The following is a 24,271-nucleotide window of genomic DNA, read 5'->3' as shown; positions in this document are numbered from 1 at the left end:
GGCTACTGTGCTGGTATTGACTGGATTAGCTATGAGTAATAACACCAATGCTGAAGTTTCATCGTCGCAATCGACAGATGAAAATGTGCATAAAATCATGGAAAAATTTCAGATACCTGGTGCAGCAATTGGCATTATTCAAAATGGCAAAGTTATTCAAGCACAAGGTTATGGCGTTAAAACTCTCGGGCAAAAAGAGCCAGTTGATGCCGACAGTATTTTTAAAATTGCCTCTAATACCAAAGCCTTTACCGCCGCAGCCTTAGCCATATTGGTCGACGAAGGAAAACTGAGTTGGGATGGCAAAATTCAAAGCTATTTACCTGATTTTAAACTGCACGATCCTTGGGTCAGTGAGCATTTTAATATTATCGACTTACTCACCCATCGCAGTGGTTTAGGTTTAGGTGCCGGTGATTTAATGTTATGGCCTGAGCCTTCGAGTTTTACGCGCCAAGAAGTACTGCACAACTTACGTTACCTTAAACCCACTGGTGAATTTCGTGCCGATTATGCCTACGACAATTTACTCTATATCGTTGCAGGGGAGCTAATTCCTGCGGTCACCGGCAACTCATGGGAAAACTTTGTAGAACAACGCATTATGCAACCATTGGGTATGCAACGTTGTTTTGCTGGTAACGTCAGCGAGCAATATAAAGGTGATGTCGCCACGCCGCACGGAATTGTAGCTGGCAAATTACAAACCATTGTCCGCAAATTAGATCAGGATAAACCCAGTGTATCTGCACCCGCTGGTGGGATTCAATGCAGCCTAAACGATATGTTGGCTTGGGTAAAAGTACAGCTAGCCCAAGGTAAAATAGACGATAAACAAACTCTGTTTTCGGCAGCTCAGCACAAACAAATGTGGCAAGCCCACACCATTATGCCCCTGTCGGCCACCAGCAAAAGGCGTGATAACAGTCACTTTAGCGCTTATGGTCTAGGTTGGCGTATCAATGATATGGATGGTTATTTACAGGTTCACCACACCGGCAGTTTGGCTGGCATGTATTCTTTTGTCAGTCTGTTTCCTGAACTGGAACTAGGTATTGTGGTGTTAACCAATCAGCAATCCAGCGCCGCACGCAGTGCCTTAATGTACACCGTGATGAAACCCTATTTAGGGGATACACAAACTGACTGGTTAGCTGAATTTAGCCCCAAACCAAGTACTAACTCAGTTAAGCAAGGCAGTGTTCAAGCTACCAACAAAGCGCTTACCCTTAGAAATCCTGCCAGTCAGGATTATATAGGTGCGTATGACGATCCCTGGTTAGGCCGTTTTATCATTGAAACCAGCACAAAAACCAAAGATACCAGTTTGCAAATTCGCTCTTTGCGAGTCGAAAAATTTGTGGGTAATTTATATGAGCTAGATCAAGGAAAATTGTTGGTCCGCTGGCACGACCGCAGCCTCGAAGCCGATGCTATTATCAGCTTTAAACGTGACACGGCAGGTATTATCAACGGCATGACCATCGCACCAGAATCAAGTGACATTGATTTTAGTTACGACTTTCAGGATCTGGATTTTAGTAAAGTTAAATAAGGTATTAAGAGGCAAGCATGTAAATTTATCTTAGTGCCCTTAACAAACAGTGGATCCCGTAGAGCAAAACCCTTACAAAATTGAATTTAATTAATCTCACCTATTTTAAGATGTCTTGTTTTTTTACACATTTTCCACAAAAGAAACAAAAAATAACATAACTATCTGTAATTTAACAAAAAATCATATTGGCCCGATTTGTGCTTTTGCATAATATTGTATTTCATTGTGTTAATAGATAACTATTAACTGCATTTTTGAAAAATTATCGGAGAACCTATTAATGAATACCATTTGTAATCGTTTATTTAAAAACATTGTGGCTGCCACTGTACTATTAACGGTAAGCCTTTCTGCTCAATCAAGTCTAATAGTTGGTAACGAAGCAATAGAACGAACTTATGCAGACGGATGGTCAAATTTTGTTGTAGGTTTGACTTCTGAGATTTTTAATCAAGATGCCATTGTGAAAAGTTGGGAAGTTTTTACACACAACGAAGGTACTTTAGGTTTGTTGCTTTTACGAGGCATTGGCGGCGATGATTACAAAATAATTGGCACCGACTTTGAAGTGGTAAATGCTGGTCTCAATGTTTTCGATTTTAATCCTGATTCAGGTAGTGATTTTGTTCGAGCTGGCGATATTCTGGGTTTATATATTGGCACAGCAAAGGTCGCCTATGAACACGGATTAGGTGATAGTGTTGGTTGGTGTGCTGGTGGTGTTTGTTATAATCCTACGGTTGGCGATATAGTCACGATAGCGGGAAATGATAGAACTTACTCTGCGAATGTAACCGCTGTATCGGCTCCAGCTACCGCTTTGATTTTATCTTTAGGTTTAATAGCAATGAGTTTGCGTTCAAGACGTACAGTTTAAAGTTAAGTAAATACCCGAATAATTACAAGTTCGCTCTGTCTTTGACATCGAACTTTCTATATTTACATAATATCAAATTATAGAAACCCAACTTAAATTGCACTTCTTTAATACTTTGGAAAATTCAAAGTAATAAAGAATAAAAATACCATCTACGTTACTTATTGAACAAAAGGTTGCGCTGCAGGAATGATTTAACAAGGGTTTTGGTGTGCGCTATTACACTAAAAGCCGTTAACGCCATGAGTCTCATTGATTGCAGTCTTCTTAAGCCAAGATCACCAATACAGCGGCGACCGCTATCAATACTAAGCCCAAGATATCTGTTATTTTGGGCTTTTGTTTTAGCCAATAAACCGAAATCAACATCGTAAAAAAGAGCTCTATTTGTCCTAAGGTTTTTACATATGGCACATTTTGAATCGACATCGCACTAATCCATGCGATCGCGCCCATACAACTGCTGACACTAGTCAAAACGGTGAGTTTAGGTTGTTGCCAAAGAAACTTTAAAGTTTGTTTATCGCGGAGCAACAAGTAGCCGAGCAAAATCAGGGTTTGCATACAAACTAACATTAACAATACCCAAGCCGCGCTATAGGGAAAGCCAATGTGCAAACTTAAACAGGCTTCCCTTATCCACAAAGATCCGATTGCAAACGAACTACCACAAGCTAAGCCAATCGCTACGATAGGCCAAGATACCGATTTAATACCACCAGCCATACTTAGATAAAAGACGGCAATAGCGCCTAATAGAATGCCAAGCCAGCCGGTTAACGAAAGGCTTGTACCAAAAAACACCACACCTAAGACCGCAGCCACAACGGCTTCGCTTTTTGCTAGTCCCGCACCAATAGCATAATTTTTCATTTTGAATAATATCACCATCAAGCTAGTAGCCGTGATCTGCATGACGGCTGCACCACATAAATACAACCAATACTTTGGAGGAAAAATGGGAATTGCCGTTGGCAAAAAATAATAAAGCAGATACAGGTACAAAGCAGCCAATGGCCCAGCCCAAATAAAACGCGCCAGTGTAACGGCTGAAGTTCTTAGGTTTTCACTTAATTGACTTTGAAAAGCGTTGCGCCAAGCCTGCATAAAAGTGGCAAACAACGTTAAGAAAATCCAGGTCATTTTAGTCCGTATTTGAACAATGGGAGAATGAAATAATTTAACTAAAACGAGTATATGACTTTGTTAATTTAACTCAATAATAGCAAGCTAGGACTTACAGATTATGCAAAATGGTTACCTAATTCATCTAGGAATAATTTGGTAACCTTTGCCAATTTAACAAATGGATGTAGTAACTTTTCGTAGCAATAAATTACTTACTGATAAATCTCACCTGCATCTCACCTAAACCCTGATATTCAAGTTTAATCTCAGTGTCTAAAGGTACGTCAATAACGCCAGCGTAGGAGCCAGTGATCACTACCTGACCCGCTTGAATGCCCATGCCTTGTTGACGTAAAAACTCAACTAACCAATACAAAGGAGTTCTTGGCAGGCCATTGGGATGTTTACCTTCATAAGTTTGTGTATGTTCTTTATAACTCACTGTTATCTCAAATTGGCTCGCTTGGATGGCGTGCTCTGTATCCACTTGAGGGCCAACAAACAAACCCTGATTCACCAAGCCATCGGCTAAGTTATCAAAGTGAGTACACTGAGTTGGGTCGGCATGGCGGTTATAAATGAGCTCCAGTGCCATATGAGTGCGGCTAATGGCTGCGTCAACTTCATGGGCCAAATAGGGTTCATCACGAACCGCCAAGTCATGAGCAAAATAAAAAGCTAACTCAGGTTCGATGCGTGATACTTGCTTAGTAGGCCACACTGGAATTGGAGGAATAGTATTAATAGTGCTGGTAAAAATCGGCGCGACGACCCATCTTCCGTCAATAGGCTGTAAGCACTTCCAACCACCTATGCTGTCGTTAACTTGTTCACACCACTGACGACTGACCTCTGTTTGGATCGTAAAGGCCTGCTCATTATCACTGGGACGATGGTCGGTACAAAGCACGTCACCTTGTCCACCAGCGATACGTCTAGAAACCAATGTAGTAGCAGCTTGTTCAACACCTTGAGTAGAGCTCATTTTTAGCCTTAGAAAGTTAACAAAATAGGTAAGTTGGCGCAGTTTGCCACAAGCCAGATTTAATGCACTAGGGCTGCGGTGAATTAAATAATTCTTGCAAGCTTTGGCTTAACAGCGCCTGCATCTTAATGCCGGCATAGTTTACATAAATCTCCCCATCACCTGGTGCAGTAGTTTGTGCAGCTATCGTAAATTCTTTACCTCCCTGATAATGGGGTAAACTCACATGAGCAAGTACCACGTTTTCTCCGCTACCACGAGTCTCACTGGGTCCCCAACCAATTTTTTGCCAGATACGCCAATGCCCACGAGTCGCCTCTTCTAATACTTGTTTAGGATCTGCATTCTCGTCACCTGATATCGCCAGCGCAATAGCTTTAGGTAACATGAGGCTAATACCTTGTATCATACCGCCCACTTGTTTGGCAGATTGAGAACGACCAGTACCAAAAAATAATACTTCTAGATCCACCGATTCTAAATAAGGATGGCGAGTTAATGGTTCACGCTCATGCAAAGCGAGCCGTTTAAGCCATTCTGCCTGAGCCAAAGTGGTCATGGGTTTGTTGCCGGTCAAACCACAATGTTCACAGCGATACGTCTGATGACCAGGATCATCGCTACTTTTTGCGTAAGCGGGTACTTCGAAAGCCTGCTCACCGCTGTGCCACAGACCATCTTGCGGAGCAAAGGCATCATTATCGTAAGCTCCACGAAAACGAATGGCCGGGTTTGCTAACATTAACCACTGATCATGGAATAAAGCAGTCAGTCCATCTCTGCCAGCAATATTGGCAAAATAAGTGGCTATAGCATTAGAGTTACCATCGGCTTTACCAAAAGGCTCATAACTATGAATACTGGTGATTAAGTCTGCAATAGGTACATCACCCGCTCTACTATTGGCACCTATTTGTAGAGTTTGCCTAACTCTAGCGATGGCCGCGGTATAGGCAAAAATTTTCGACGAACTCCAAGGCTCATACAAGTCATTCTGACTATTATGGTTGGCGAGATAGCGATAAGCTAAATTGCTTCCAGGCTCTGCTGACGTTTGCTTAAAATCAATTACCAATATTTTGCCCATTTCGGGCCTAGCACTAAAAAAGTCCCAATCACTTGCAACCCTCAACTCCCAGCCAGGCTTAAAATAATTAATTTCTTTAGCATTTAGATAATTGGCCTCTAGCGGCTTACGTATAGGTAAATTAGCACCTATTTTATGGTCTTGCTGGTTAGATGGTAAATAGGGATGGGCATTCATGACGAGAGGATAAAAATCGCGCACTTCTTGAGTTATGGACTCATTTGACTGCGCCTGTACTTGCGAAACTAAATTCAACTGTAAGACTAAATACAATAGCCAAAATAAAGCCGTGTTTAATTTCATCACAAACTCACCATATTCACTAATAGTGCTTTTTCAAGAATAATTTATTAGTAAACTACGACAAACAGTCTTCGTCAAGAAATAGCGTGAGTTAAGGTCTTGTAAAACATAATTATGAAGCCAATATTGCTCATTTTGGTAACTATTTCTAGTTTACTACACTATTAACTTGTTGAAATAAATATTCCTATGTTAGGCTTTTATTTGGAATACAATATTGTTTAAGGACAATATAATGACTAACAACACCCCTTTATATGTGGGTATTGATGGCGGCGGCTCAAAGTGTAGTGCCATTTTATTTAACGCCAAGGGTGCAGTCTTGAGCCAAGGAATTGCTGGTTCAGCTAATGCAGCTCGAGACTTTTCTAACACCTTAGTTTCTATTGTCGAATCCGTACGGCTTGCGCTAATAAATGCAGGCTTAGGCAGCGACAGTATGGCTGGTTTACAAGTGGGTGCAGGACTAGCGGGAGCCTGTGTGCCGAGTGTTAATAGCCAATTAAAATCGTGGAAACATCCATTTGCCAGCTTTAGCGCCACCAGTGATTTAATGACCGCCTGTTATGGTGCTCATGGTGGAAATGAAGGAGCCCTGCTTATTGTTGGTACAGGATCATCTGCTGCACGTATGCAAAATAATAAACTGACTCAGTTTGGCGGTCATGGCTTTGTCCTTGGAGATAAGGGCAGTGGAGCCTGGTTTGGTCGCGCAGCAGTAGCGTCGACACTTGAGGCGCTTGACGGCCTAATTCCCTTGTCTGACTTACATGACATGGTACTCAATAAACTTGGCCTTAATTCCAGCGCTGCTTTGGTACAAACTATGATTAACGCTAGCCCAAGCCAATTTGCCACTTTAGCACCTGATATTATCGAGCTCGCTCTATTACATGATCTAAGCGCCCTTAATTTAGTCAAAGAAGGCGCTGCCTACTTAGATAAGTTGTGTTTGCGGACCTTACATGGCACTTCGTTGTCTATGGTTTTAATGGGAGGCTTAGCCCCCTCTATTGAACATTGGTTTAGCCCAGAGTTGCGCCAACGAATTGTTAAAGCACAAGCGGGTCCAGAGTGGGGAGCAATGCGTCTATTGCAAACACCCGAACTAATGGCCTGCTAATATTAATAACACAGTTAAACAGCTCCCACTTTGTGACCATTTTACTGATGAGTAATTATTATGTTTTTCAAACCTAAGGTTTTCGCTACACCTAAGCAAGTGTACAAAGCTTATTGGCAACTATTGTTAATGTTGTCTGTGAGTGTTGCTAGTTGGACAGCGCACAGCGCCATTAATATTCCTGATCTCAGCATCAAACAATTAAATGCACAATATTGGCAGGCAAAACTGACAAGTGACGAGGGTATGTCGATGAAAAACTCTGAAGTTGCATCCTTTAATGAGCAGCTTTTTGCTACCAATCCCCATATGGTTGATCCATTAAGTATCCCTGCCAGCTTAACTAAAGCTAACTTAGTAGAGCGCATTAGTTCCATCAGCAGTATTCCTAGTGGTGCGCGTTTTTATGCCGATGGTAAGGCCTTAACAGAGCAAGATTTTAAAGTTTACGTGGATAACCTCAACATTGCGGCGCTCAAACCTAACAACCCTGTTCGCTTTGGTTTAGTGGCAACACGTTCGGTTTTACGTACCTTCCCCACTTTAGATCGTGTTTTTAACGAAGAAATGGATTTAGATTTAGACCGTTTTCAAGAAACTGCTGTGTTCCCGGGTGAAGTCGTTGCCATATTGCATCATAGTGCTGATGGGCAATGGTTGTTGGTGCAAAACTATAATTATTTGGCTTGGGTTCCGACCGAAGGCATCGCCATTGGCGACAAACAAGTGATTCAAGAATTTAGTACAAGCACCCACTTTTTAGTCGTCACTGGCGCTAAAGTGATGACCAATCATGTGCCAGCAGAGCCAGGGATCTCTCAAATACAACTCGACATGGGGGTCAAGTTACCTTTAGTGGCTGACGCAGATCAGCAAGGTGAAATGTACCAACAAAGTACCGCAGCCACTTATCAAGTTAAACTGCCAACACGTAATTCAGATGGCAGCCTAAGCATTCTTATTGCGTTAATTGGGCTTACTCAAGATGTGCATATAGGCTATTTGGCCTACACGCCGGAAAACATTATTGCTCAAGCCTTTAAATTTTTGGGTGAACGTTATGGTTGGGGCCACGATTATAATGGCCGTGATTGCACCGGTTTTGTCGGTGAAATCTATAAAACTTTTGGTATTTTAATGCCACGCAATTCAGGCCAACAAGGCCAAGGCGAATACGGTACTAATTTTAGGTTTGACAAAGATAGTGATGAAACCAGTAAACTAGCTGTGATAAACAACATGCACGTTGGTGATTTAATCTATATACCTGGCCACGTAATGATGTATTTGGGTAACGATAAGGGCCAACCTTTTGTGATCCACGATGTAAAGGGTTTAGCTTACTGGAAGCCAGATGGTGAGTTCTATACTGGAGTGTTAAATGCGGTATCAGTTACCCCATTAGTTACTTTGCATTTAAATAAATCAACGACTTATGTGGATAGAATTTACAATATTAAACGCATCACTTTGTAATACGAGCAAGGACAAAAAGTAACAATGAAAATCACCGCTATTCGTTTTGCAAAGTTAATCGTGCCTTTAATCACGCCATTTAAAACAGCCATGCGTACCGTTGAAAACATTACTGATTTAGTAGTGATAGTGGAAACAGACAGTGGCGCAGTAGGTTATGGATCAGCAGCGTCGACTCCTGTAATTACTGGCGATACCCATGGTTCAGTATACTTTGCAATCAACAATGTTATCGGCCCACAAATCATTGGTATGGACGTTGAGGATATCAATAGTATTTGCCATAAAATTCAGCATGCCATCGTAGCCAATAACAGCGCCAAAGCCGCTCTAGAAATCGCTATCTACGATTTGTGGGGGAAACTTTATCAGTTACCTTTATTTAAGCTATTAGGCGGCGGTAAAAGCCAATTACGCACTGACGTAACCATTAGTGTTGATCACATTGACAAAATGTTGGCCGATGCCAATCTGGCTATCAGCCAAGGTTTTGATATTCTAAAAATCAAAATTGGCACCGACATCGAAAATGATATTGCGAGGGTGGAGGCAATTTATCAAGATGTCGCAAAACGTGCCATCTTAAGATTAGACGTTAATCAGGGTTGGACGGCAAAACAAACTGTTTACGCCATGCAAAAACTTGAACACTTGGGAGTTGAGTTAGAATTAATTGAACAGCCGGTTAAAAGCAAAGATATTGATGGTTTGCGTTATATCAGTCAAAGAATAACGACTCCCATTATGGCCGACGAAAGTGCGTTTTCTCCCTTGCAAGTCATTGAGCTTATTCATAGTGGTGCTGCTGATATCATCAATATTAAACTGATGAAATCTGCCGGTTTAAGCCAAGCCATTAAAATCGCTGACCTGGCCGAGCTGCATAATATCCCTTGTATGATAGGCTGTATGTTGGAAGGTAGTATAGGCGTTGCTGCAGCGGCTCACCTTGCGAGCGCTAAAAGCTCTAGCATTAGTCTAATAGATTTAGATGGCCCAGCATTAGGCAAATATGATCCTGTTCAAGGCGGGGTCAACTTCAATTTTTCTCACATTACCTTAAGTCAGGGCCCAGGTCTTGGCATAGAAAGCATCAACGGATTACAGGAACTCACATGGCCTTTTTAAGTATTCGCAACACTATCAGATTGAGCATTCTAGCATTCACTAGTTTGCTTATTTCCTGTGCCCAAACACCCAAAAATGAATTACCTTTGTTACAGCGAGTTGATACTAAACAACTCGTTTTAGTGGTATCTGATAATTGGGAGGCGACCACAGCCACTTTACAAAAATTTGAATGGCTGGAGGGTAAGTGGCATGAGGTTGATAGAGCTTTTCCAGTAAATTTAGGCCGCACAGGCTTGGCCTGGGGTCTTGGATTACATTCGGCTCAGCCGGGTTACTACAAACAGGAAGGTGATGGTAAAGCGACTGCAGGTGTATTCGACTTAAGTCAAACCTTTGGTTATTTACCTAAGCTTGATACTGCCATGCCCTATAGCCCCATGTCAGCAAGTAACTATTGCATTGATGTGAACGGTTCTCCCTTGTACAACCAGATTGTGGATGAAGAACGTGTTGGCAAAGAAGCAGTAAAAGACTCAACTGAACCCATGCGCCGTGACATTCACAATAATAATCAAACGGTGTATAAAAAGGGCATAGTGCTCGACCACAATGTCGCCAATATTAGCGGGCAGGGCAGCTGTATCTTCTTACATTTATGGTTCGGCCCTGGCGTGGCTACCGCCGGTTGTACGTCTATGGCAGAGCCCGATATGGACAAACTGTTAGCTTGGCTTGATCCTAAAAAATCACCACGTTACGTGGCCCTACCTAAAGCAGAATATTTGAAAAAACAACAAGCTTGGGGTTTGCCGGATCTTTCCAAGTAGAAAATGGATATTTCAAAGATCGATTCCTGACGCGTTAGCCAGCTTCGCTGGATAAACAAAAAACCCGACTTTCGTCGGGTTTCACATGGAACATATTAAGTTCAATAATTTTAACTATTCAATTACTTACGAAGTTTTTGAATAAGTCTTAACTGTGCAACCGCTTCAGCCAGCTCAATTGCCGCTTCAGCGTAATTAAAGTCTGCACTTGGATTTGCAATATGTTCTTCAGCACGTCTTTTCGCTTCAAGGGCAGCTTGTTCATCTAAATCTTCAGCACGTACAGCGGTATCCGCTAATACTGTGATATGACTTGGCTGAACTTCAAGCACACCACCAGCAATATAGATGGTTTCTTCTTCACCAAATTGCTTAACGATATGCACCATGCCTGGCTTCAAAGTAGTTAACAAAGGCGCATGTCCAGGATTAACCCCTAACTCGCCTTCACTACCTGTGACTTGAATAGACTCGACAAGCCCAGAAAATATACTATCTTCTGCACTTACTACATCTAGTTGTACTGTCATCGCCACAAAACCTCCTAATCAGGGTGAATGTTATTACGTATCTAGTAGATACGAACTACATTTTTTTGGCTTTTTCCGAGGCTTCTTCGATAGAGCCTACCATGTAAAAAGCTTGCTCTGGAAGGTGATCGTAAGAGCCTTCTAAGATGCCTTTAAAACCACTGATAGTATCTTTCAAAGAGACATATTTACCTGGTGAGCCAGTAAATACTTCTGCAACGAAGAAAGGTTGAGACAAGAAACGCTGAATTTTACGTGCTCTTGAAACTGACAATCTATCTTCTTCAGAAAGCTCATCCATACCTAGGATAGCAATGATATCTTTTAACTCTTTATAACGTTGCAATACTGATTGCACACCACGAGCTGTATTGTAGTGCTCTTGACCAATAACTAATGGGTCAAGTTGACGCGAAGTTGAAGATAAAGGATCAACCGCTGGATAAATACCTAAAGAGGCGATATCACGTGACAATACAACTGTTGCATCTAAGTGAGCAAAGGTTGTTGCAGGTGATGGATCCGTTAAGTCATCCGCTGGTACGTATACCGCTTGAACCGACGTGATTGAACCTGTTTTAGTCGATGCGATACGCTCTTGCAATACACCCATCTCTTCTGCAAGAGTTGGCTGATAACCTACCGCAGAGGGCATACGACCTAACAAGGCTGATACTTCTGTTCCGGCTAAGGTATAACGATAGATGTTATCTACGAAGAACAATACATCACGGCCTTCATCACGGAATTTTTCAGCCATGGTTAAACCTGTTAATGCTACACGCAAACGGTTTCCTGGAGGCTCATTCATCTGACCGTATACCAAAGATACTTTATCTAGTACGTTGGATTCGTTCATTTCGTGATAGAAATCGTTACCTTCACGAGTACGCTCACCTACACCCGCGAATACAGAATAACCACTGTGTTCGATAGCGATGTTACGGATAAGCTCCATCATGTTTACGGTTTTACCAACACCAGCACCACCGAACAATCCAACTTTACCACCCTTAGCAAACGGACATACCAAGTCGATAACTTTGATACCAGTTTCTAATAGTTCAGTTGAGTTTGATTGCTCTTCATATGTAGGTGCTGCACGGTGAATAGACATACGCTCTTCTTCACCGATTGGACCCGCTTCATCAATAGGATTACCTAATACATCCATGATGCGGCCCAAAGTCGCTTTACCGACAGGAACCTGAATAGCTTCGCCAGTGTTCATGACCGCAAGACCACGACGTAAACCGTCAGTAGTACCCATGGCGATTGTTCTTACAACGCCACCACCTAGTTGTTGTTGTACTTCTAGGGTCAAACCTTGCAGATCACCTTCGGTAATACGCAATGCGTCATATATTTTTGGAACCGAATCCTGTGGAAATTCGATATCCACAACGGCGCCAATGATTTGGACGACCTTACCTTGACTCATGTTAATTCCTCTTAAATTCTTAAACCTTTGCCTGAATTTATTACAAACTAGACGGCTGCCGCGCCAGCTACGATCTCACTGATTTCTTGTGTGATTGCTGCTTGACGTGCTTTGTTGTATATCAATTGCAAGTCTTCAATAATATCACCCGCATTATCGGTTGCTGCTTTCATAGCAACCATACGAGCAGCCTGCTCAGACGCAGAGTTTTCGACTACGCCTTGATACACTTGGGACTCTACAAAACGGACCAATAACCTATCTAAAATAGGTTTAGGATCGGGTTCATAAATGTAGTCCCAGCGATGTTGTAATGTTTTTTCATCTGATTTAGGCAAAGGCAACAACTGTTCAATCTGTGGTGCTTGCGTCATGGTATTAACAAATTTGTTAAACACTAAAAACAAGCGATCGATTTTACCTTCGTTAAATGCTGACAACATAATACGCACTAAGCCAATGATATCTTTGACTGAGGGTGCGTCGCCAATCCCTGATTCAGCGGCTACTACACTGCCACCAAAACGATTGAAAAACCCACAAGCCTTAGAGCCTAGTGCTGCAAAATCTACCTGCACACCTTGATCGCGCCATTTTTTGGCATCTTTCACAACCAGTTTGAATTCGTTGGTGTTTAAACCACCACATAATCCACGGTCGGTCGAAATGACAATATAACCAACGCGTTTTACTTCGCGTTCTTCCAAATAAGGATGGCGATATTCAAGGTTAGCGTTAGCTAGGTGACCAATTACGCTGCGAATGTTTGCAGCATAAGGACGACTTAACGCCATCCGGTCTTGCGCCTTTTTCATTTTTGAGGCGGCAACCATTTCCATAGCGCTGGTGATCTTCTGCGTATTTTTAATACTGCCGATCTTACCTTTTATCTCTTTACCGCTGGCCATAGTTCTATCTCCGATTATTCAACGTCGTTGCTTCTGTGTTAGGCACAGAAGCAACAATTGATTACCACGTTTGAGTTGCTTTAAATTTAGTTAAAGCTTCAACTAGTGTGGCTTCAATTTCTTTGTCGAAATTACCAGTTTTATTAAGATTTCCCATTAGCTCAGCATATTCGCTGTTCATGAAAGAGTGTAAAGCAGCTTCGAAATCTAGAATTTTTCCTAGCTCGATGTCCTTTAAATATCCTTTTTCAACAGCGAACAATGAAACACCCATATCGCCCACAGAAAGTGGTGAATATTGGTTCTGTTTCATTAATTCCATAACTCGCTCACCATGCTCTAATTGGGCACGAGTAGCGTCATCAAGGTCAGATGCAAACTGCGAGAACGCCGCTAATTCACGATACTGAGCCAAGGCTAAACGAATACCGCCGCCTAGTTTTTTGATGATTTTAGTTTGAGCTGCACCACCAACACGTGATACCGAAATACCCGCGTTAACTGCAGGACGTATGCCTGAGTTAAATAAGTCAGTTTCTAAGAAAATCTGACCATCGGTAATTGATATTACGTTAGTAGGTACGAAAGCTGATACGTCACCGGCTTGTGTTTCGATAATAGGTAAAGCAGTTAATGAACCTGTTTTGCCTGTTACTTCACCCTTGGTATAACGCTCAACGTATTGGGCATTTACACGGGCAGCACGCTCTAATAAACGAGAGTGCAAATAGAACACGTCACCAGGATAAGCTTCACGACCTGGCGGACGACGTAATAGTAATGAAATTTGACGATAAGCAACGGCTTGCTTAGACAAATCATCATATACGATTAGTGCATCTTCACCGCGATCACGGAAGTATTCACCCATGGTACAGCCAGAATAAGGTGCTAAGTATTGCAATGCTGCAGACTCAGAAGCAGAAGCAGCAACAACAATGGTATGAGCCAATGCGCCATGTTCTTCTAACTTACGTACTACGTTAGCAATAGTTGAGGCTTTTTGGCCGATTGCTACATAAATACATTTAACACCAGAATCTTTTTGATTGATGATGGCATCTATCGCCAAAGCAGTTTTACCGGTTTGACGGTCACCGATAACCAATTCACGCTGACCACGACCTACCGGGATCATAGAATCAACCGATTTATAACCGGTTTGAATTGGTTGGTCGACTGATTGACGTTCAATTACGCCAGGTGCAATTTTTTCAACTGGCTCATAGCCATCTGCTTCAATTGTGCCTTTACCATCGATTGGTGCGCCTAGGGTGTTAACCACTCGGCCTAATAATTTGCGGCCTACTGGAACTTCAAGAATACGACCAGAAGATTTAACTTTAGTCCCTTCTTGTAAGTCCTGATAAGGACCCATTACTACCGCACCTACAGAATCTCTTTCAAGGTTCAATGCGATAGCGTAACGATTACCAGGAAGCTCGATCATTTCCCCTTGCATAACATCTGCAAGGCCATGAATACGGATAATACCGTCAGTTACACCAACAATAGTACCTTCATTACGAGCTTCACTTACTACTTGAAACTGATCAATTCGTTGTTTGATTAGTTCTGCAATTTCAGTGGAATTCAGTTGCATGCTCTTTCCCCGCTATGCTTGTAACGCGTCTGCGAGACGGTTTAATTTACTTCGTAGTGAACCATCAATCACTGTATCACCGGCTTTAATAACAACGCCGGCAATCAGGCTAGGATCCACGCTACAATTCAGCTTAACTTTTCGTGACAAACGTTTTTCTAACGCATCACCAATAGATGTTTGCTGTTTTTTCAAAAGTTTGGTTGCTGACGTTACATCAACATCAATTTCTTTATCGTGCTCAGCTTTAAGCTGAGAAAACATCAAATAAATATCAGGCAAGGCATTTAGACGTTTGTTCTCTGCCAGAATTTGAATTAAGTTCTGACCCTGTTGGTCGAGTTGTTCGCCACATACGCCATTAAAAATTTCTGCCAGCTTCTGCGCTGCAACAGCACCGGTCAAAAGACCTTTGATGCTTTCGTTGCTAGCAACTTGGGCGGCAAACATCAGCATTTCTTGCCAATGGCCAATAGCGTTGTGCTCGACTGCGTAATCAAACGCAGCTTGGGCATAAGGGCGAGCGATAGTAGTCAGTTCAGACATAGCTCATATACCCCTATAGTTCAGCGACAAGTTTTTCAACTATGTCACTTTGCGCTGCTGCATTAATTTCACGCTCTAAGATCTTTTCTGCACCGGCAATGGCCAAAGTAGCAACTTGCTTACGCAGTTCTTCCTTAGCACGATTGCGTTCTGCTTCGACTTCAGAGTATCCCTGGGCGATAATTTTTTCGCGTTCGGAATGACCACGTTGCGTTTCTTCGTCAACAATTTGTGACCCACGCTTTTTGGCCTGCTCAATAATTTCGGCGGCTTGTGTTTTCGCTTCTTTTAACTGATCGGTAGCTTTTTGCTGTGCTAGTTCGAGATCTTGTTCACCTCGTTCTGATGCAGCTAAACCATCCGCTATTTTTTGCTGGCGTTCTTCAATAGCGCCCATAATTGGGGGCCATACAAACTTCATGCAGAACCACACGAAGAATATAAATGCTATTAATTCGCCTAGTAGAGTGGCATTGATATTCAAAACCGCTCCTCCTCTATTCGTTAATGGGTAGTCAGGTGCTTAAACAGCAAACTTAGCGCTTTCAACGAATAATAGGAAAAGGGCAATAGCCACACCGATCATCGCGATAGCGTCGATAAGACCCGCTACGATAAACATTTTTACTTGAAGTGTTGGAGCAAGCTCTGGCTGACGAGCAGCAGATTCTAAGAATTTACCACCTAGAATACCAAAACCGATTGCGGGTCCAAGTGCACATAGACCAATCAAAATGCCTACTGCAATGTACAAATTACCTAAGATTTCCATAGATTTTCACCTTTGAGTTGAAGTTAAAGTTTAAAAAAATAACACATAAAAAAATTATTACTGTGAACATCCTGTCCACTGCCGAACAACGTCGACTAAAGCCGTTAACGTAATACTAAAAAATTAATGTTCTTCACTTGCCAAGCTTAAGTACACGATGGTTAACATCATGAAAATAAAGGCTTGTAAAGGGATAACCAATAAATGGAAGGCAGCCCACAAGAAGTGTAAAGGCAATTGCCATAAACCAATGGTACCGGCGATTAAGATGAAGATAAGTTCGCCCGCATACAAATTACCGAACAAACGTAAAGATAAAGACAGAGGTTTAGCCACTAAAGACACAACTTCTAAGATAAAGTTGAACCAATATAACCATGGAGTATTAAATGGATGAGCATAAAGCTCTTTCATAAATCCACCAAAACCTTTGATTTTTATTGAGTAAAAAATCATCAAAATGAATACACCGATAGACAGTGCAAAGGTCATGTTAACATCGGTAGTAGGTACTACTTTCATGTAAACATGTGCAGGATCGTAACCTAATAATCCACCAATAAACTGGGCAAACGATGGTAAAAAGTCAACGGGGATCAAATCCATAAAGTTCATTAACAATACCCATACGAAGATGGTTAATGCTAAAGGCGCAATTAATGGACTTTTGCCATGATAGGTACTTTTTACTGTGCTATCGACAAACTCTACTATTAGCTCAACGCAGGCTTGCCATTTACCAGGCACGCCCGTTGTGGCTTTTTTTGCCACCGCACGAAAGCTCAATATAAAAACAAATCCTAAAATCAATGACCACGCTAAGGTATCAACGTGAAAGGTCCAAAAACCCTCACCTACCGTTGCATTGGTCAAGTGATGCTGAATATAACCACTAATGGTTTGTTCGCCACCTGATGCTGCCATTTTTCCATCCAAATTTTAAAGTTAAAAACGGGTAAAGCAGACTCGTTGTGGAATCAGATATTAAGCTGATTTTTTGACGCGACTGACTAAAATCATAATGGGCCACTGCCCAATTAATACCGTAATGTATGTGACCATCAAAGCCATGATATTCAGGGATGGCCATTGATACGCAAACCCAAACATTACGATAGTTAACAAAAATTTAATTTTACTGCCTTTGTTAAAACTCCGCACTACTAGCTTATTTTGTCTAGCACCGGCAAATCTAAAGGCATAGTGGGCAAAAATGAAGTGTGGGACTATGGCTATCAATCCACCATAAGATGATGATATACCGCTATTTTCCCCAATCATTAAGGTAAACAGGAGGGCGATTATTACAGCTAGAATACTTTGGTAAAAAAGTACTTTTCTAGCAAGTTGTTGCCCTTCTTGGACCAAATTAGCTGCCATTTGATCCCTCTTAACCACTAAATCTAAACAAAAAGCGCCAAAAGTATACTTTACTGGCGGCAATTTACAACATTAATAGGTATTTTGTAACAGTGTTTGAATAAATACTAAACAACTTCCAACTCTATACAGCTTAAGGAAAACTTAAGTAATCCCTATTTAATGTGCGCCAGTATACCTTCCAACTGATCTAAACTAGAAAAATTAATCACTAACTTGCCTTTACCCTTCGCGTTATGGGCAATATTGACTGGTGCACCTAAATTTTCCGACAATTCTGTTTCTAGACGTTGCACATCTGGGTCGGGTTTTGTTTGCTCTTTTGGCTTAGCTGGCTCGAGTAAACGACGTACTAAATTTTCAGTGTCTCTGACGGTAAGACCTTTGCCAGAGACTATTTGAGCAGCTTCATTTTGTTGCTCACCCTGCAAGGATAATAGGGCACGAGCGTGACCCATTTCGATATCTCCATGCTCTAATAACAATTTAACGTCATCGTTAAGATTATTTAGGCGCAGTAAATTAGTCACTGTGGTACGAGATTTACCCACAGCCGTTGCGACTTCTTGATGGGTTAATTCAAACTCCACCATTAAACGATCAAGGGCTTGAGCTTCTTCCATAGCATTGAGATCTTCACGTTGAATATTCTCAATTAAGGCGATAGCAACTGCGGCTTCATCTGGTACATCTTTGATTAAACAAGGGATAACATCTAAACGCGCTATTTGCGATGCACGCCAGCGACGCTCACCGGCAATGATTTCATATTTTTGTTCGCCTACCTGACGCACCACGATAGGTTGGATAATACCTTGTGAACGAATGGATGCCGCTAAATCTTCTAAGGCATCAGGAGACATATCTTTACGTGGTTGATATTTGCCCGGTTGTAAAAATTCCAAGGGTATTTTACGTAATTCGCCTTGTTGTTCAGTCTGTTCATTTTCAGGATATTTGGCAGATTGGCTTGTCGCTAAAAGTGCATCCAGACCTCGGCCTAAGCCTCGTTTTTTAACCGACATAGGTTCCTCTATAATTTTTTAAATTCAAATGATGCATTGAATTAATTAGCTTTTTCGGCAACGTTAGCTTTAGCTCGACGGAGAATTTCACCTGCTAGTGCTAAATAAGCTTTAGCTCCAGTAGAGGATTTATCGTAATACATTGCGGGCGTACCAAAACTAGGCGCTTCAGCCAAACGCACATTACGTGGGATTACGGTACGATAAACCTGTTCACCAAAATGACGTTTAAGTTGCTCAGATACATCATTAGCTAAACGATTGCGCGGATCATACATGGTTCGCAATACACCTTCGATTTTTAATTCTGGATTCACTACAGATGCCAATTTTTTAATGGTGTCCATTAGGGCGGTTAAACCCTCAAGGGCATAATATTCACATTGCATAGGCACCAATACCGAATCTGCTGCTGCCATGGCATTAACGGTGAGTTGATTTAAAGAAGGCGGGCAATCGATGAATATATAATCGTAATAATTTTTTACTGGAGCTAAGGCATTACGTAATCTGACTTCTCGGGCGAATACTTCCATCAATTTAATTTCGGCCGCAGTAATATCGCTATTGCCAGCAATTAAATGGTATTTACCTGTTGTTTCTTTAATCATTACCTGATCGATAGGTTTTTCTTCGATGAGTAATTCGTAACAGGTATTTTCTACCGCATATTTATCAACGCCACTGCCCATAGTCGCATTACCTTGAGGATCTAAATCAATCAACAATACTTTACGTTTTGTTGCTGCCATAGAAGCCGCAACATTAACGGCTGTCGTCGTTTTACCAACTCCACCCTTTTGATTAGCAATTGCGATGATTTTACCCAAAATAATATTCCGTTGGTGTCTGCGTTGTTATTTGTACCAAAATACCATCTGACTCAGCAAGCCAAGGTGATTTTTCAGTTTTTACGAATTTTAATGATATGACGCTCGCCAACCAAATCAGGTACCTTTAATTTAATACTTTCAATTAAACTAAATTTTTCACCCATTTCAGCTAACTCGTCTGCAGGGAACTGACCTTTTAAGGCCAAAAAAACCCCTTGCGAATCTACCAGATGTTGGCACCAGTGCAACATATCTTTTAGAGAGGCAAATGCGCGGCTGATAACTCCATCAATTTTTACTGCGGGAATAAAATCTTCAACACGGCTTTGTACTGGCAGAATGTTATTAAGTTTGAGCTCGTAAGCGACTTGCTTCATAAAACGAACTCGTTTACCCAAACTATCCAGCAAAATAAAATGTTTATCCGGACACATAATTGCCAGTGGTATGCCTGGTAACCCAGGTCCCGTACCTACATCAATATATTGTGATTCAGTAAGTAAAGGTGATACGACAATGGAATCAACGATATGTTTAATTAACATTTGTTCTGGAGAGCGCACAGAAGTGAGATTATAAGCCTTATTCCATTTGTGCATCATCAATACGTAATTAACTAATTTTTCGCGCTGATCTTTATTGGCAACAACATCACTGCCTTGCAGGCAAGTTTCAAGCTGTTGTTCTAATTGGGTAAATAGCTCAGACATCAGGCAGAAATTTTTGCATTAGTTTTTGCTGAACCCACTAACAAACCGTGTTTTTTCAAAAATACCAATAATAATGATACTGCAGCCGGTGTAACACCAGATATACGCCCTGCTTTACCGATAGTTTCCGGACGTGCATGACTTAGTTTTACGACGACTTCATTGCTTAAACCTGAAATTTTACTGTAATCAAAATCAAAGGGGATCATGGTATCTTCATTACGTAAAGTTTTAGCTATTTCATCTTTTTGGCGTTCAATATAACCCGCGTATTTTATTTGAATTTCAACTTGTTCAGCCGCTTGTTCATTGGCAATTTGTGGGCCAAGCGATTCAATTTGCATCAGACGCTGATAAGTCATTTCTGGTCTTCTAATTAAATCTTCCAGTGTATTTTCCTTCGTCACTGGGTTTTTAAGTACTTTATTCAGCTCTTCAACAGCAGCATGATGAGGGTGGATCCAAGTAGATCGCAATCTCTGACTTTCTAGCTCTATTGCTTCCAATTTTTTGTTAAAGATCTGCCAACGATTATCGTCCACTAAACCAATATCTCGACCTTTGCTGGTTAAACGAATATCAGCGTTGTCTTCACGTAATAACAAACGATATTCTGCACGGCTGGTAAACATGCGATAAGGTTCTTTAGTTCCCATAGTCGCAAGATCATCTATTAGAACGCCTATATAGGCTTCGTCACGACGTAAAGTAAAGGATTCCTTACCTTGACTCATCAACGCAGCATTAGCGCCTGCAATCAAGCCCTGAGCGCCGGCTTCTTCATATCCGGTAGTACCGTTAATTTGTCCGGCAAAAAACAAACCAGCAATAAATTTAGTTTCTAAACTTTGTTTCAGATCCCGTGGATCAAAAAAGTCGTACTCAATGGCATAACCTGGACGGATGATATGGGCGTTTTCAAAGCCTTTGATTGAACGAACCAAATCCATTTGCACATCAAAAGGCAAACTGGTTGAAATCCCATTAGGATAAATTTCAATACTGTCTAGACCTTCCGGCTCAACAAAAATTTGGTGTGAGTCTTTATCCGAAAAGCGGTGGATTTTATCTTCAATAGAGGGACAATAACGAGGACCTATGCCTTCAATCACCCCGGTATACATGGGTGAACGGTCTAACCCACCACGGATAATTTCGTGAGTACGTTCGTTGGTATGGGTAATGTAACAAGGTACTTGGCGTGGATGATCACTGGTTTTTCCTAAAAATGAAAATACCGGTATAGGGGTATCACCCAATTGCTCTTGCATCACACTAAAGTCTAAAGTTCTTGCATCCAAACGAGCAGGTGTACCAGTTTTTAAACGATCAACACGAAAGGGTAAGGCACGTAAACGATCGGCTAATGCGATCGAAGGTGGATCGCCAGCACGACCGCCTTTGTAATTATTCAAACCTATATGAATTGTGCCACCTAAAAAGGTACCTACGGTAATAACCACGGACTTTGCTTTAAATTTAAGCCCCATTTGGGTTATGACACCAACAACTTGATCGTTTTCAACAATCAGATCATCACAGGATTGTTGAAATAAAGTTAGGTTAGTTTGACGTTCAAGCATATGACGAATTGCTTTGCGGTATAACGCACGGTCTGCCTGAGCTCTAGTAGCACGTACAGCAGGACCTTTACTTGAATTTAAAGTACGAAATTGGATCCCTGCTTGATCTGTTGCTAGTGCCATTGCACCACCCAAAGCATCAATTTCTTTAACCAAGTGGCCTTTACCAATACCACCAATTGCTGGATTACATGACATTTGTCCTAAGGTTTCAATGTTATGAGTTAACAGTAAAGTATTAGCACCCATGCGTGCTGAAGCTAAAGCTGCCTCAGTACCTGCGTGGCCTCCACCGACAACGATGACATCAAATTGTTGTTGATAAAACATACTAACCCTCAAAAAAGACAAATTGCTCACCCAAAACGGGCGCGTATTCTATATGGAAATTAGCTTTATGGAAACGCTTAAAAATCATTCAGATTAGTTACTTGATCTAGATCTAATATATATATGATCTTAGAGATCTTTCTTTATTATTACTACTATTAGGATCGCTGTGATCTGTGTGTAAGTACTTTTTATTTATATAAAACAATAAGTTATTAACGATCTTTTGCTGTGAATAAAGCTTGATCAAACGGGTATAGACTGGGTGTAACTAGTGCTTTTATCCACAGACTGTAGTTGTGAAATTAGTATTAAGTGGATATAAACTGCTTATTAATAGTTTATACATATAAATATACACATTAAAAAGTAAACAGTGATCTAACTGTGGGCAAGTTGTGATCAAACTGCCACAACAACCTAAGATAGTAGATCCTTAGTTGTTGGGCAGTAGTTTATTAAATTGAGTTTATTTTAATGCTACCGCCACTGGTTTTTAAGGTGAGTTTGGGACCACCGCCATTAATTTTTCCACTGATAGATTGTTTTTTAACCTTTCCATCGATTTCAAAATCAGTTTTAACTCTGCCACCGCTAGTAGCGGCATCAATATCAATTTTTATATCATCGATTAAATTAGCAGTGATTGAACCACCTGAAGTCGTGAATTTAGCATCAGCCTTTAGTTGTTTATTAATGGTGGTTTGAATGCTGCCACCAGAAGTATGGGCGTTGAGGTCGCCAGATATAGTGGCAGTAGAAATTGAACCACCTGAAGTTTTAAGTTTAACGTTACCAACTATATTACCAACACGAATAGAGCCACCAGATGTTCTGGCATTTACCTCACCGGTTAAATCTTCAATACTCAGTGATCCACCGGACGTTTGTAGTTCAATGTTGTAGTTTTCTGGAACGGTTAATTCGAATTGGACTCGTAGGTTTTTAATCCAATGGCGATTAGAAGGCAACTTACCAACTATCGACAGATTGCCCTTAGAAAGCTCTGTATGATAAGTAAATTTATCCGCATCCTCAGATTCGATTTTGATAGTTAGTTCAATACTAGGTTGTTTGTGGGTGCTTATAGCTATGGAGCCAACATCAGTTTGGATATCTAAGCTTCCTCCAATTTCAACCTTAAAACTTTCCTGGTAAGTTAAGGCCATTATGCTGCTGGAGTAAAACAGTACTGCGTAAAGTAAAACGACATTAACGCAGAATATAACTTTGCTTAAATTTTTCATATATAGAGCCCTGTTGTGTTTATTGCTATAAGTCGCAGGGCGTAAATAAAAAGTTTAAAGCAGTATATAAATTTTTTATCTGACCTGGTTGGGGCGGTATCCACTCGTAACAGGTTTGGTTTCAGGTTGACTGGGGATGATTTCTTTGCGACGACTGGGTCCAGAAAATTTAACCTTGTAAGTGTCATATTCTTTGATGGATTCAAAGCAGTAACTACCTAAGGCTTGTTCTAACTCAGCTAAGTTATGGTTGGTGATCAGTATACAATTTTTATGGTTAGCTAAACGTTGACGCAATAAGTTACCTAACCAACTTTGTGCATTTTTTTTCAGAGTGGATTCGTTGACACATACCTCATCGAGGATGAGTAAATCAACATCGAGTAGTTCCTGATTTATTTCACGAAATTTTTGCGCCACATTATCTTGTGCATTGTAATCATAAGAGAAAAAGCGCATTTCTAAGATGCTAGATAATTGGCGATAGAGTACTGAAATTTCATATTGTTCTATCAATTCGTGGGCAATCGCACCTGCGGTATGGGATTTTCCACGGCCATAGTCACCATAAAAAATCATCATATGTGAGCCACTTCTGCGCCAATTGATATCTTCATGGGCTGCAATAAACGATCGAGCGATGCTAACAGCTTCAATTACATCTTCGTTGTCTTCGATTAAATTAGCAAAGGTCCACTTAGCGTTAAGATCGGAGCGCCCTTGAATGGCTTGGATGCGATGTTTTTTGCTTTCTTGCTGCATTAGTTTTACATCGCGGTTGGCTAAGGCTTCATACTCGCTACGCAATGATTTGTAATCAGTATAGTTATCAGGAACATACTGACGTCCTAGGGCTCTACCAAGTTGTTGAATTTTATTTTTAATATTGTCCACAGTTTGATAACTCTCTTATTGAATGCTTTAAGTA

Annotated in this window: 24 protein-coding genes; 6 read left to right on the top strand and 18 right to left on the bottom strand. The window is 41.1% G+C overall.

The annotated features are described in order from the left end of the window. The first annotated feature begins 31 nt into the window (after positions 1–31). Both AX660_RS05665 and AX660_RS05660 read left to right on the top strand, forming a co-directional pair. Positions 32–1,555, top strand: a complete 1,524-nt coding sequence (locus AX660_RS05665) for a serine hydrolase (RefSeq protein ID WP_106404045.1) — start codon at positions 32–34, stop codon at positions 1,553–1,555. Between the two features lie 283 nt (positions 1,556–1,838). Further along, a complete protein-coding gene (locus AX660_RS05660) occupies positions 1,839–2,435 on the top strand; it encodes a hypothetical protein (RefSeq protein WP_068373752.1) in 597 nt (198 codons plus the stop codon). A 267-nt stretch (positions 2,436–2,702) separates the two neighbouring features. On the opposite strand, the gene AX660_RS05655 is transcribed toward AX660_RS05660, so the two are convergent. The 3 genes from AX660_RS05655 to AX660_RS05645 form a co-directional block, all read right to left on the bottom strand. After that, the gene (locus AX660_RS05655; RefSeq protein WP_068373749.1) at positions 2,703–3,578 is read right to left on the bottom strand and encodes a DMT family transporter; all 876 of its coding nucleotides are present in this window, start codon (positions 3,576–3,578) and stop codon (positions 2,703–2,705) included. Between the two features lie 193 nt (positions 3,579–3,771). Further along, positions 3,772–4,548: a hydratase gene (locus AX660_RS05650; protein WP_068373746.1), complete on the bottom strand. Its 777-nt coding sequence runs from the start codon at positions 4,546–4,548 to the stop codon at positions 3,772–3,774. Between the two features lie 67 nt (positions 4,549–4,615). Further along, complete coding sequence (locus tag AX660_RS05645) at positions 4,616–5,938, bottom strand: hypothetical protein (protein WP_068373743.1); 1,323 nt, start codon at positions 5,936–5,938, stop codon at positions 4,616–4,618. 235 nt (positions 5,939–6,173) lie between these two features. Here AX660_RS05645 and AX660_RS05640 point away from each other — a divergent pair, with 235 nt between their 5' ends. The 4 genes from AX660_RS05640 to AX660_RS05625 are packed head-to-tail and all read left to right on the top strand — an operon-like array spanning position 6,174 to position 10,435. Further along, entirely contained in the window at positions 6,174–7,061 is an 888-nt protein-coding gene (locus AX660_RS05640) for a BadF/BadG/BcrA/BcrD ATPase family protein (protein ID WP_068373740.1), read from the top strand. Between the two features lie 60 nt (positions 7,062–7,121). Next, positions 7,122–8,537: a C40 family peptidase gene (locus tag AX660_RS05635; protein WP_068373737.1), complete on the top strand. Its 1,416-nt coding sequence runs from the start codon at positions 7,122–7,124 to the stop codon at positions 8,535–8,537. 24 nt (positions 8,538–8,561) lie between these two features. Then, positions 8,562–9,665, top strand: a complete 1,104-nt coding sequence (locus tag AX660_RS05630) for a dipeptide epimerase (protein ID WP_068373734.1) — start codon at positions 8,562–8,564, stop codon at positions 9,663–9,665. Continuing rightward, complete coding sequence (locus AX660_RS05625) at positions 9,653–10,435, top strand: L,D-transpeptidase family protein (protein ID WP_068373731.1); 783 nt, start codon at positions 9,653–9,655, stop codon at positions 10,433–10,435. Before AX660_RS05630 ends, AX660_RS05625 begins: the two co-directional genes overlap by 13 nt. A 122-nt stretch (positions 10,436–10,557) precedes the next feature. On the opposite strand, the gene AX660_RS05620 is transcribed toward AX660_RS05625, so the two are convergent. The 15 genes from AX660_RS05620 to AX660_RS05550 form a co-directional block, all read right to left on the bottom strand. Continuing rightward, entirely contained in the window at positions 10,558–10,971 is a 414-nt protein-coding gene (locus AX660_RS05620; protein WP_068373729.1) for a F0F1 ATP synthase subunit epsilon, read from the bottom strand. A 49-nt stretch (positions 10,972–11,020) separates the two neighbouring features. Then, a complete protein-coding gene (gene atpD, locus AX660_RS05615; protein ID WP_068373726.1) occupies positions 11,021–12,406 on the bottom strand; it encodes a F0F1 ATP synthase subunit beta in 1,386 nt (461 codons plus the stop codon). A 47-nt stretch (positions 12,407–12,453) separates the two neighbouring features. Next, the gene (gene atpG, locus AX660_RS05610; RefSeq protein WP_068373722.1) at positions 12,454–13,314 is read right to left on the bottom strand and encodes a F0F1 ATP synthase subunit gamma; all 861 of its coding nucleotides are present in this window, start codon (positions 13,312–13,314) and stop codon (positions 12,454–12,456) included. Positions 13,315–13,375: 61 nt separating this feature from the next. Further along, positions 13,376–14,917 carry a F0F1 ATP synthase subunit alpha gene (gene atpA / locus AX660_RS05605; RefSeq protein WP_068373719.1) on the bottom strand — a complete coding sequence of 514 codons (1,542 nt, stop codon included), beginning with the start codon at positions 14,915–14,917 and terminating at the stop codon, positions 13,376–13,378. A 12-nt stretch (positions 14,918–14,929) separates the two neighbouring features. Beyond that, positions 14,930–15,463, bottom strand: a complete 534-nt coding sequence (gene atpH / locus AX660_RS05600) for a F0F1 ATP synthase subunit delta (protein ID WP_068373716.1) — start codon at positions 15,461–15,463, stop codon at positions 14,930–14,932. Positions 15,464–15,476: 13 nt separating this feature from the next. Next, positions 15,477–15,947, bottom strand: coding sequence for a F0F1 ATP synthase subunit B (gene atpF / locus AX660_RS05595; RefSeq protein WP_068373713.1), 471 nt, complete (start codon positions 15,945–15,947; stop codon positions 15,477–15,479). Positions 15,948–15,986: 39 nt separating this feature from the next. Continuing rightward, positions 15,987–16,235 carry a F0F1 ATP synthase subunit C gene (gene atpE / locus AX660_RS05590; RefSeq protein ID WP_008842484.1) on the bottom strand — a complete coding sequence of 83 codons (249 nt, stop codon included), beginning with the start codon at positions 16,233–16,235 and terminating at the stop codon, positions 15,987–15,989. A 123-nt stretch (positions 16,236–16,358) separates the two neighbouring features. Continuing rightward, positions 16,359–17,159: a F0F1 ATP synthase subunit A gene (atpB, locus tag AX660_RS05585; RefSeq protein WP_068373710.1), complete on the bottom strand. Its 801-nt coding sequence runs from the start codon at positions 17,157–17,159 to the stop codon at positions 16,359–16,361. A gap of 60 nt (positions 17,160–17,219) precedes the next feature. Beyond that, a complete protein-coding gene (locus AX660_RS05580) occupies positions 17,220–17,615 on the bottom strand; it encodes an ATP synthase subunit I (protein WP_068373707.1) in 396 nt (131 codons plus the stop codon). 155 nt (positions 17,616–17,770) lie between these two features. Further along, on the bottom strand, positions 17,771–18,640 hold the full coding sequence (locus tag AX660_RS05575) for a ParB/RepB/Spo0J family partition protein (protein WP_068373704.1): 870 nt from the start codon (positions 18,638–18,640) through the stop codon (positions 17,771–17,773). A gap of 41 nt (positions 18,641–18,681) precedes the next feature. Further along, a complete protein-coding gene (locus tag AX660_RS05570; RefSeq protein WP_068373700.1) occupies positions 18,682–19,470 on the bottom strand; it encodes a ParA family protein in 789 nt (262 codons plus the stop codon). Positions 19,471–19,544: 74 nt separating this feature from the next. Continuing rightward, positions 19,545–20,183, bottom strand: coding sequence for a 16S rRNA (guanine(527)-N(7))-methyltransferase RsmG (rsmG, locus tag AX660_RS05565; protein ID WP_068373697.1), 639 nt, complete (start codon positions 20,181–20,183; stop codon positions 19,545–19,547). After that, complete coding sequence (gene mnmG / locus AX660_RS05560; protein WP_068373694.1) at positions 20,183–22,096, bottom strand: tRNA uridine-5-carboxymethylaminomethyl(34) synthesis enzyme MnmG; 1,914 nt, start codon at positions 22,094–22,096, stop codon at positions 20,183–20,185. The genes rsmG and mnmG overlap by 1 nt, the downstream gene beginning before the upstream one ends. Positions 22,097–22,554: 458 nt before the next feature. Next, positions 22,555–23,265, bottom strand: coding sequence for a DUF4097 family beta strand repeat-containing protein (locus AX660_RS05555; protein ID WP_235594659.1), 711 nt, complete (start codon positions 23,263–23,265; stop codon positions 22,555–22,557). Positions 23,266–23,418: 153 nt separating this feature from the next. After that, positions 23,419–24,237, bottom strand: a complete 819-nt coding sequence (locus AX660_RS05550; RefSeq protein WP_068373689.1) for an ATP-binding protein — start codon at positions 24,235–24,237, stop codon at positions 23,419–23,421. Positions 24,238–24,271 lie beyond the last annotated feature (34 nt).

The sequence above is a fragment of the Paraglaciecola hydrolytica genome (assembly GCF_001565895.1).
Lineage (GTDB): Bacteria > Pseudomonadota > Gammaproteobacteria > Enterobacterales > Alteromonadaceae > Paraglaciecola > Paraglaciecola hydrolytica.
Note: the sequence above shows the minus strand (reverse complement) of the source record. Positions and strands in the feature narration are given on the sequence as shown.

Bases quoted from the DNA above. Each gene is read 5' to 3' on its own strand.
- atpD (WP_068373726.1), bottom strand. From the start codon at position 12,406: ATGAGTCAAGGTAAGGTCGTCCAAATCATTGGCGCCGTTGTGGATATC.
- AX660_RS05645 (WP_068373743.1), bottom strand. From the start codon at position 5,938: ATGAAATTAAACACGGCTTTATTTTGGCTATTGTATTTAGTCTTACAG.
- atpA (WP_068373719.1), bottom strand. From the start codon at position 14,917: ATGCAACTGAATTCCACTGAAATTGCAGAACTAATCAAACAACGAATT.
- atpH (WP_068373716.1), bottom strand. From the start codon at position 15,463: ATGTCTGAACTGACTACTATCGCTCGCCCTTATGCCCAAGCTGCGTTT.
- AX660_RS05580 (WP_068373707.1), bottom strand. From the start codon at position 17,615: ATGGCAGCTAATTTGGTCCAAGAAGGGCAACAACTTGCTAGAAAAGTA.
- atpB (WP_068373710.1), bottom strand. From the start codon at position 17,159: ATGGCAGCATCAGGTGGCGAACAAACCATTAGTGGTTATATTCAGCAT.
- AX660_RS05650 (WP_068373746.1), bottom strand. From the start codon at position 4,548: ATGAGCTCTACTCAAGGTGTTGAACAAGCTGCTACTACATTGGTTTCT.
- AX660_RS05630 (WP_068373734.1), top strand. From the start codon at position 8,562: ATGAAAATCACCGCTATTCGTTTTGCAAAGTTAATCGTGCCTTTAATC.
- atpG (WP_068373722.1), bottom strand. From the start codon at position 13,314: ATGGCCAGCGGTAAAGAGATAAAAGGTAAGATCGGCAGTATTAAAAAT.
- AX660_RS05665 (WP_106404045.1), top strand. From the start codon at position 32: ATGAGTAATAACACCAATGCTGAAGTTTCATCGTCGCAATCGACAGAT.
- AX660_RS05635 (WP_068373737.1), top strand. From the start codon at position 7,122: ATGTTTTTCAAACCTAAGGTTTTCGCTACACCTAAGCAAGTGTACAAA.
- rsmG (WP_068373697.1), bottom strand. From the start codon at position 20,183: ATGTCTGAGCTATTTACCCAATTAGAACAACAGCTTGAAACTTGCCTG.
- mnmG (WP_068373694.1), bottom strand. From the start codon at position 22,096: ATGTTTTATCAACAACAATTTGATGTCATCGTTGTCGGTGGAGGCCAC.
- atpE (WP_008842484.1), bottom strand. From the start codon at position 16,235: ATGGAAATCTTAGGTAATTTGTACATTGCAGTAGGCATTTTGATTGGT.
- AX660_RS05625 (WP_068373731.1), top strand. From the start codon at position 9,653: ATGGCCTTTTTAAGTATTCGCAACACTATCAGATTGAGCATTCTAGCA.
- AX660_RS05555 (WP_235594659.1), bottom strand. From the start codon at position 23,265: ATGGCCTTAACTTACCAGGAAAGTTTTAAGGTTGAAATTGGAGGAAGC.
- AX660_RS05640 (WP_068373740.1), top strand. From the start codon at position 6,174: ATGACTAACAACACCCCTTTATATGTGGGTATTGATGGCGGCGGCTCA.
- AX660_RS05660 (WP_068373752.1), top strand. From the start codon at position 1,839: ATGAATACCATTTGTAATCGTTTATTTAAAAACATTGTGGCTGCCACT.
- AX660_RS05575 (WP_068373704.1), bottom strand. From the start codon at position 18,640: ATGTCGGTTAAAAAACGAGGCTTAGGCCGAGGTCTGGATGCACTTTTA.
- AX660_RS05655 (WP_068373749.1), bottom strand. From the start codon at position 3,578: ATGACCTGGATTTTCTTAACGTTGTTTGCCACTTTTATGCAGGCTTGG.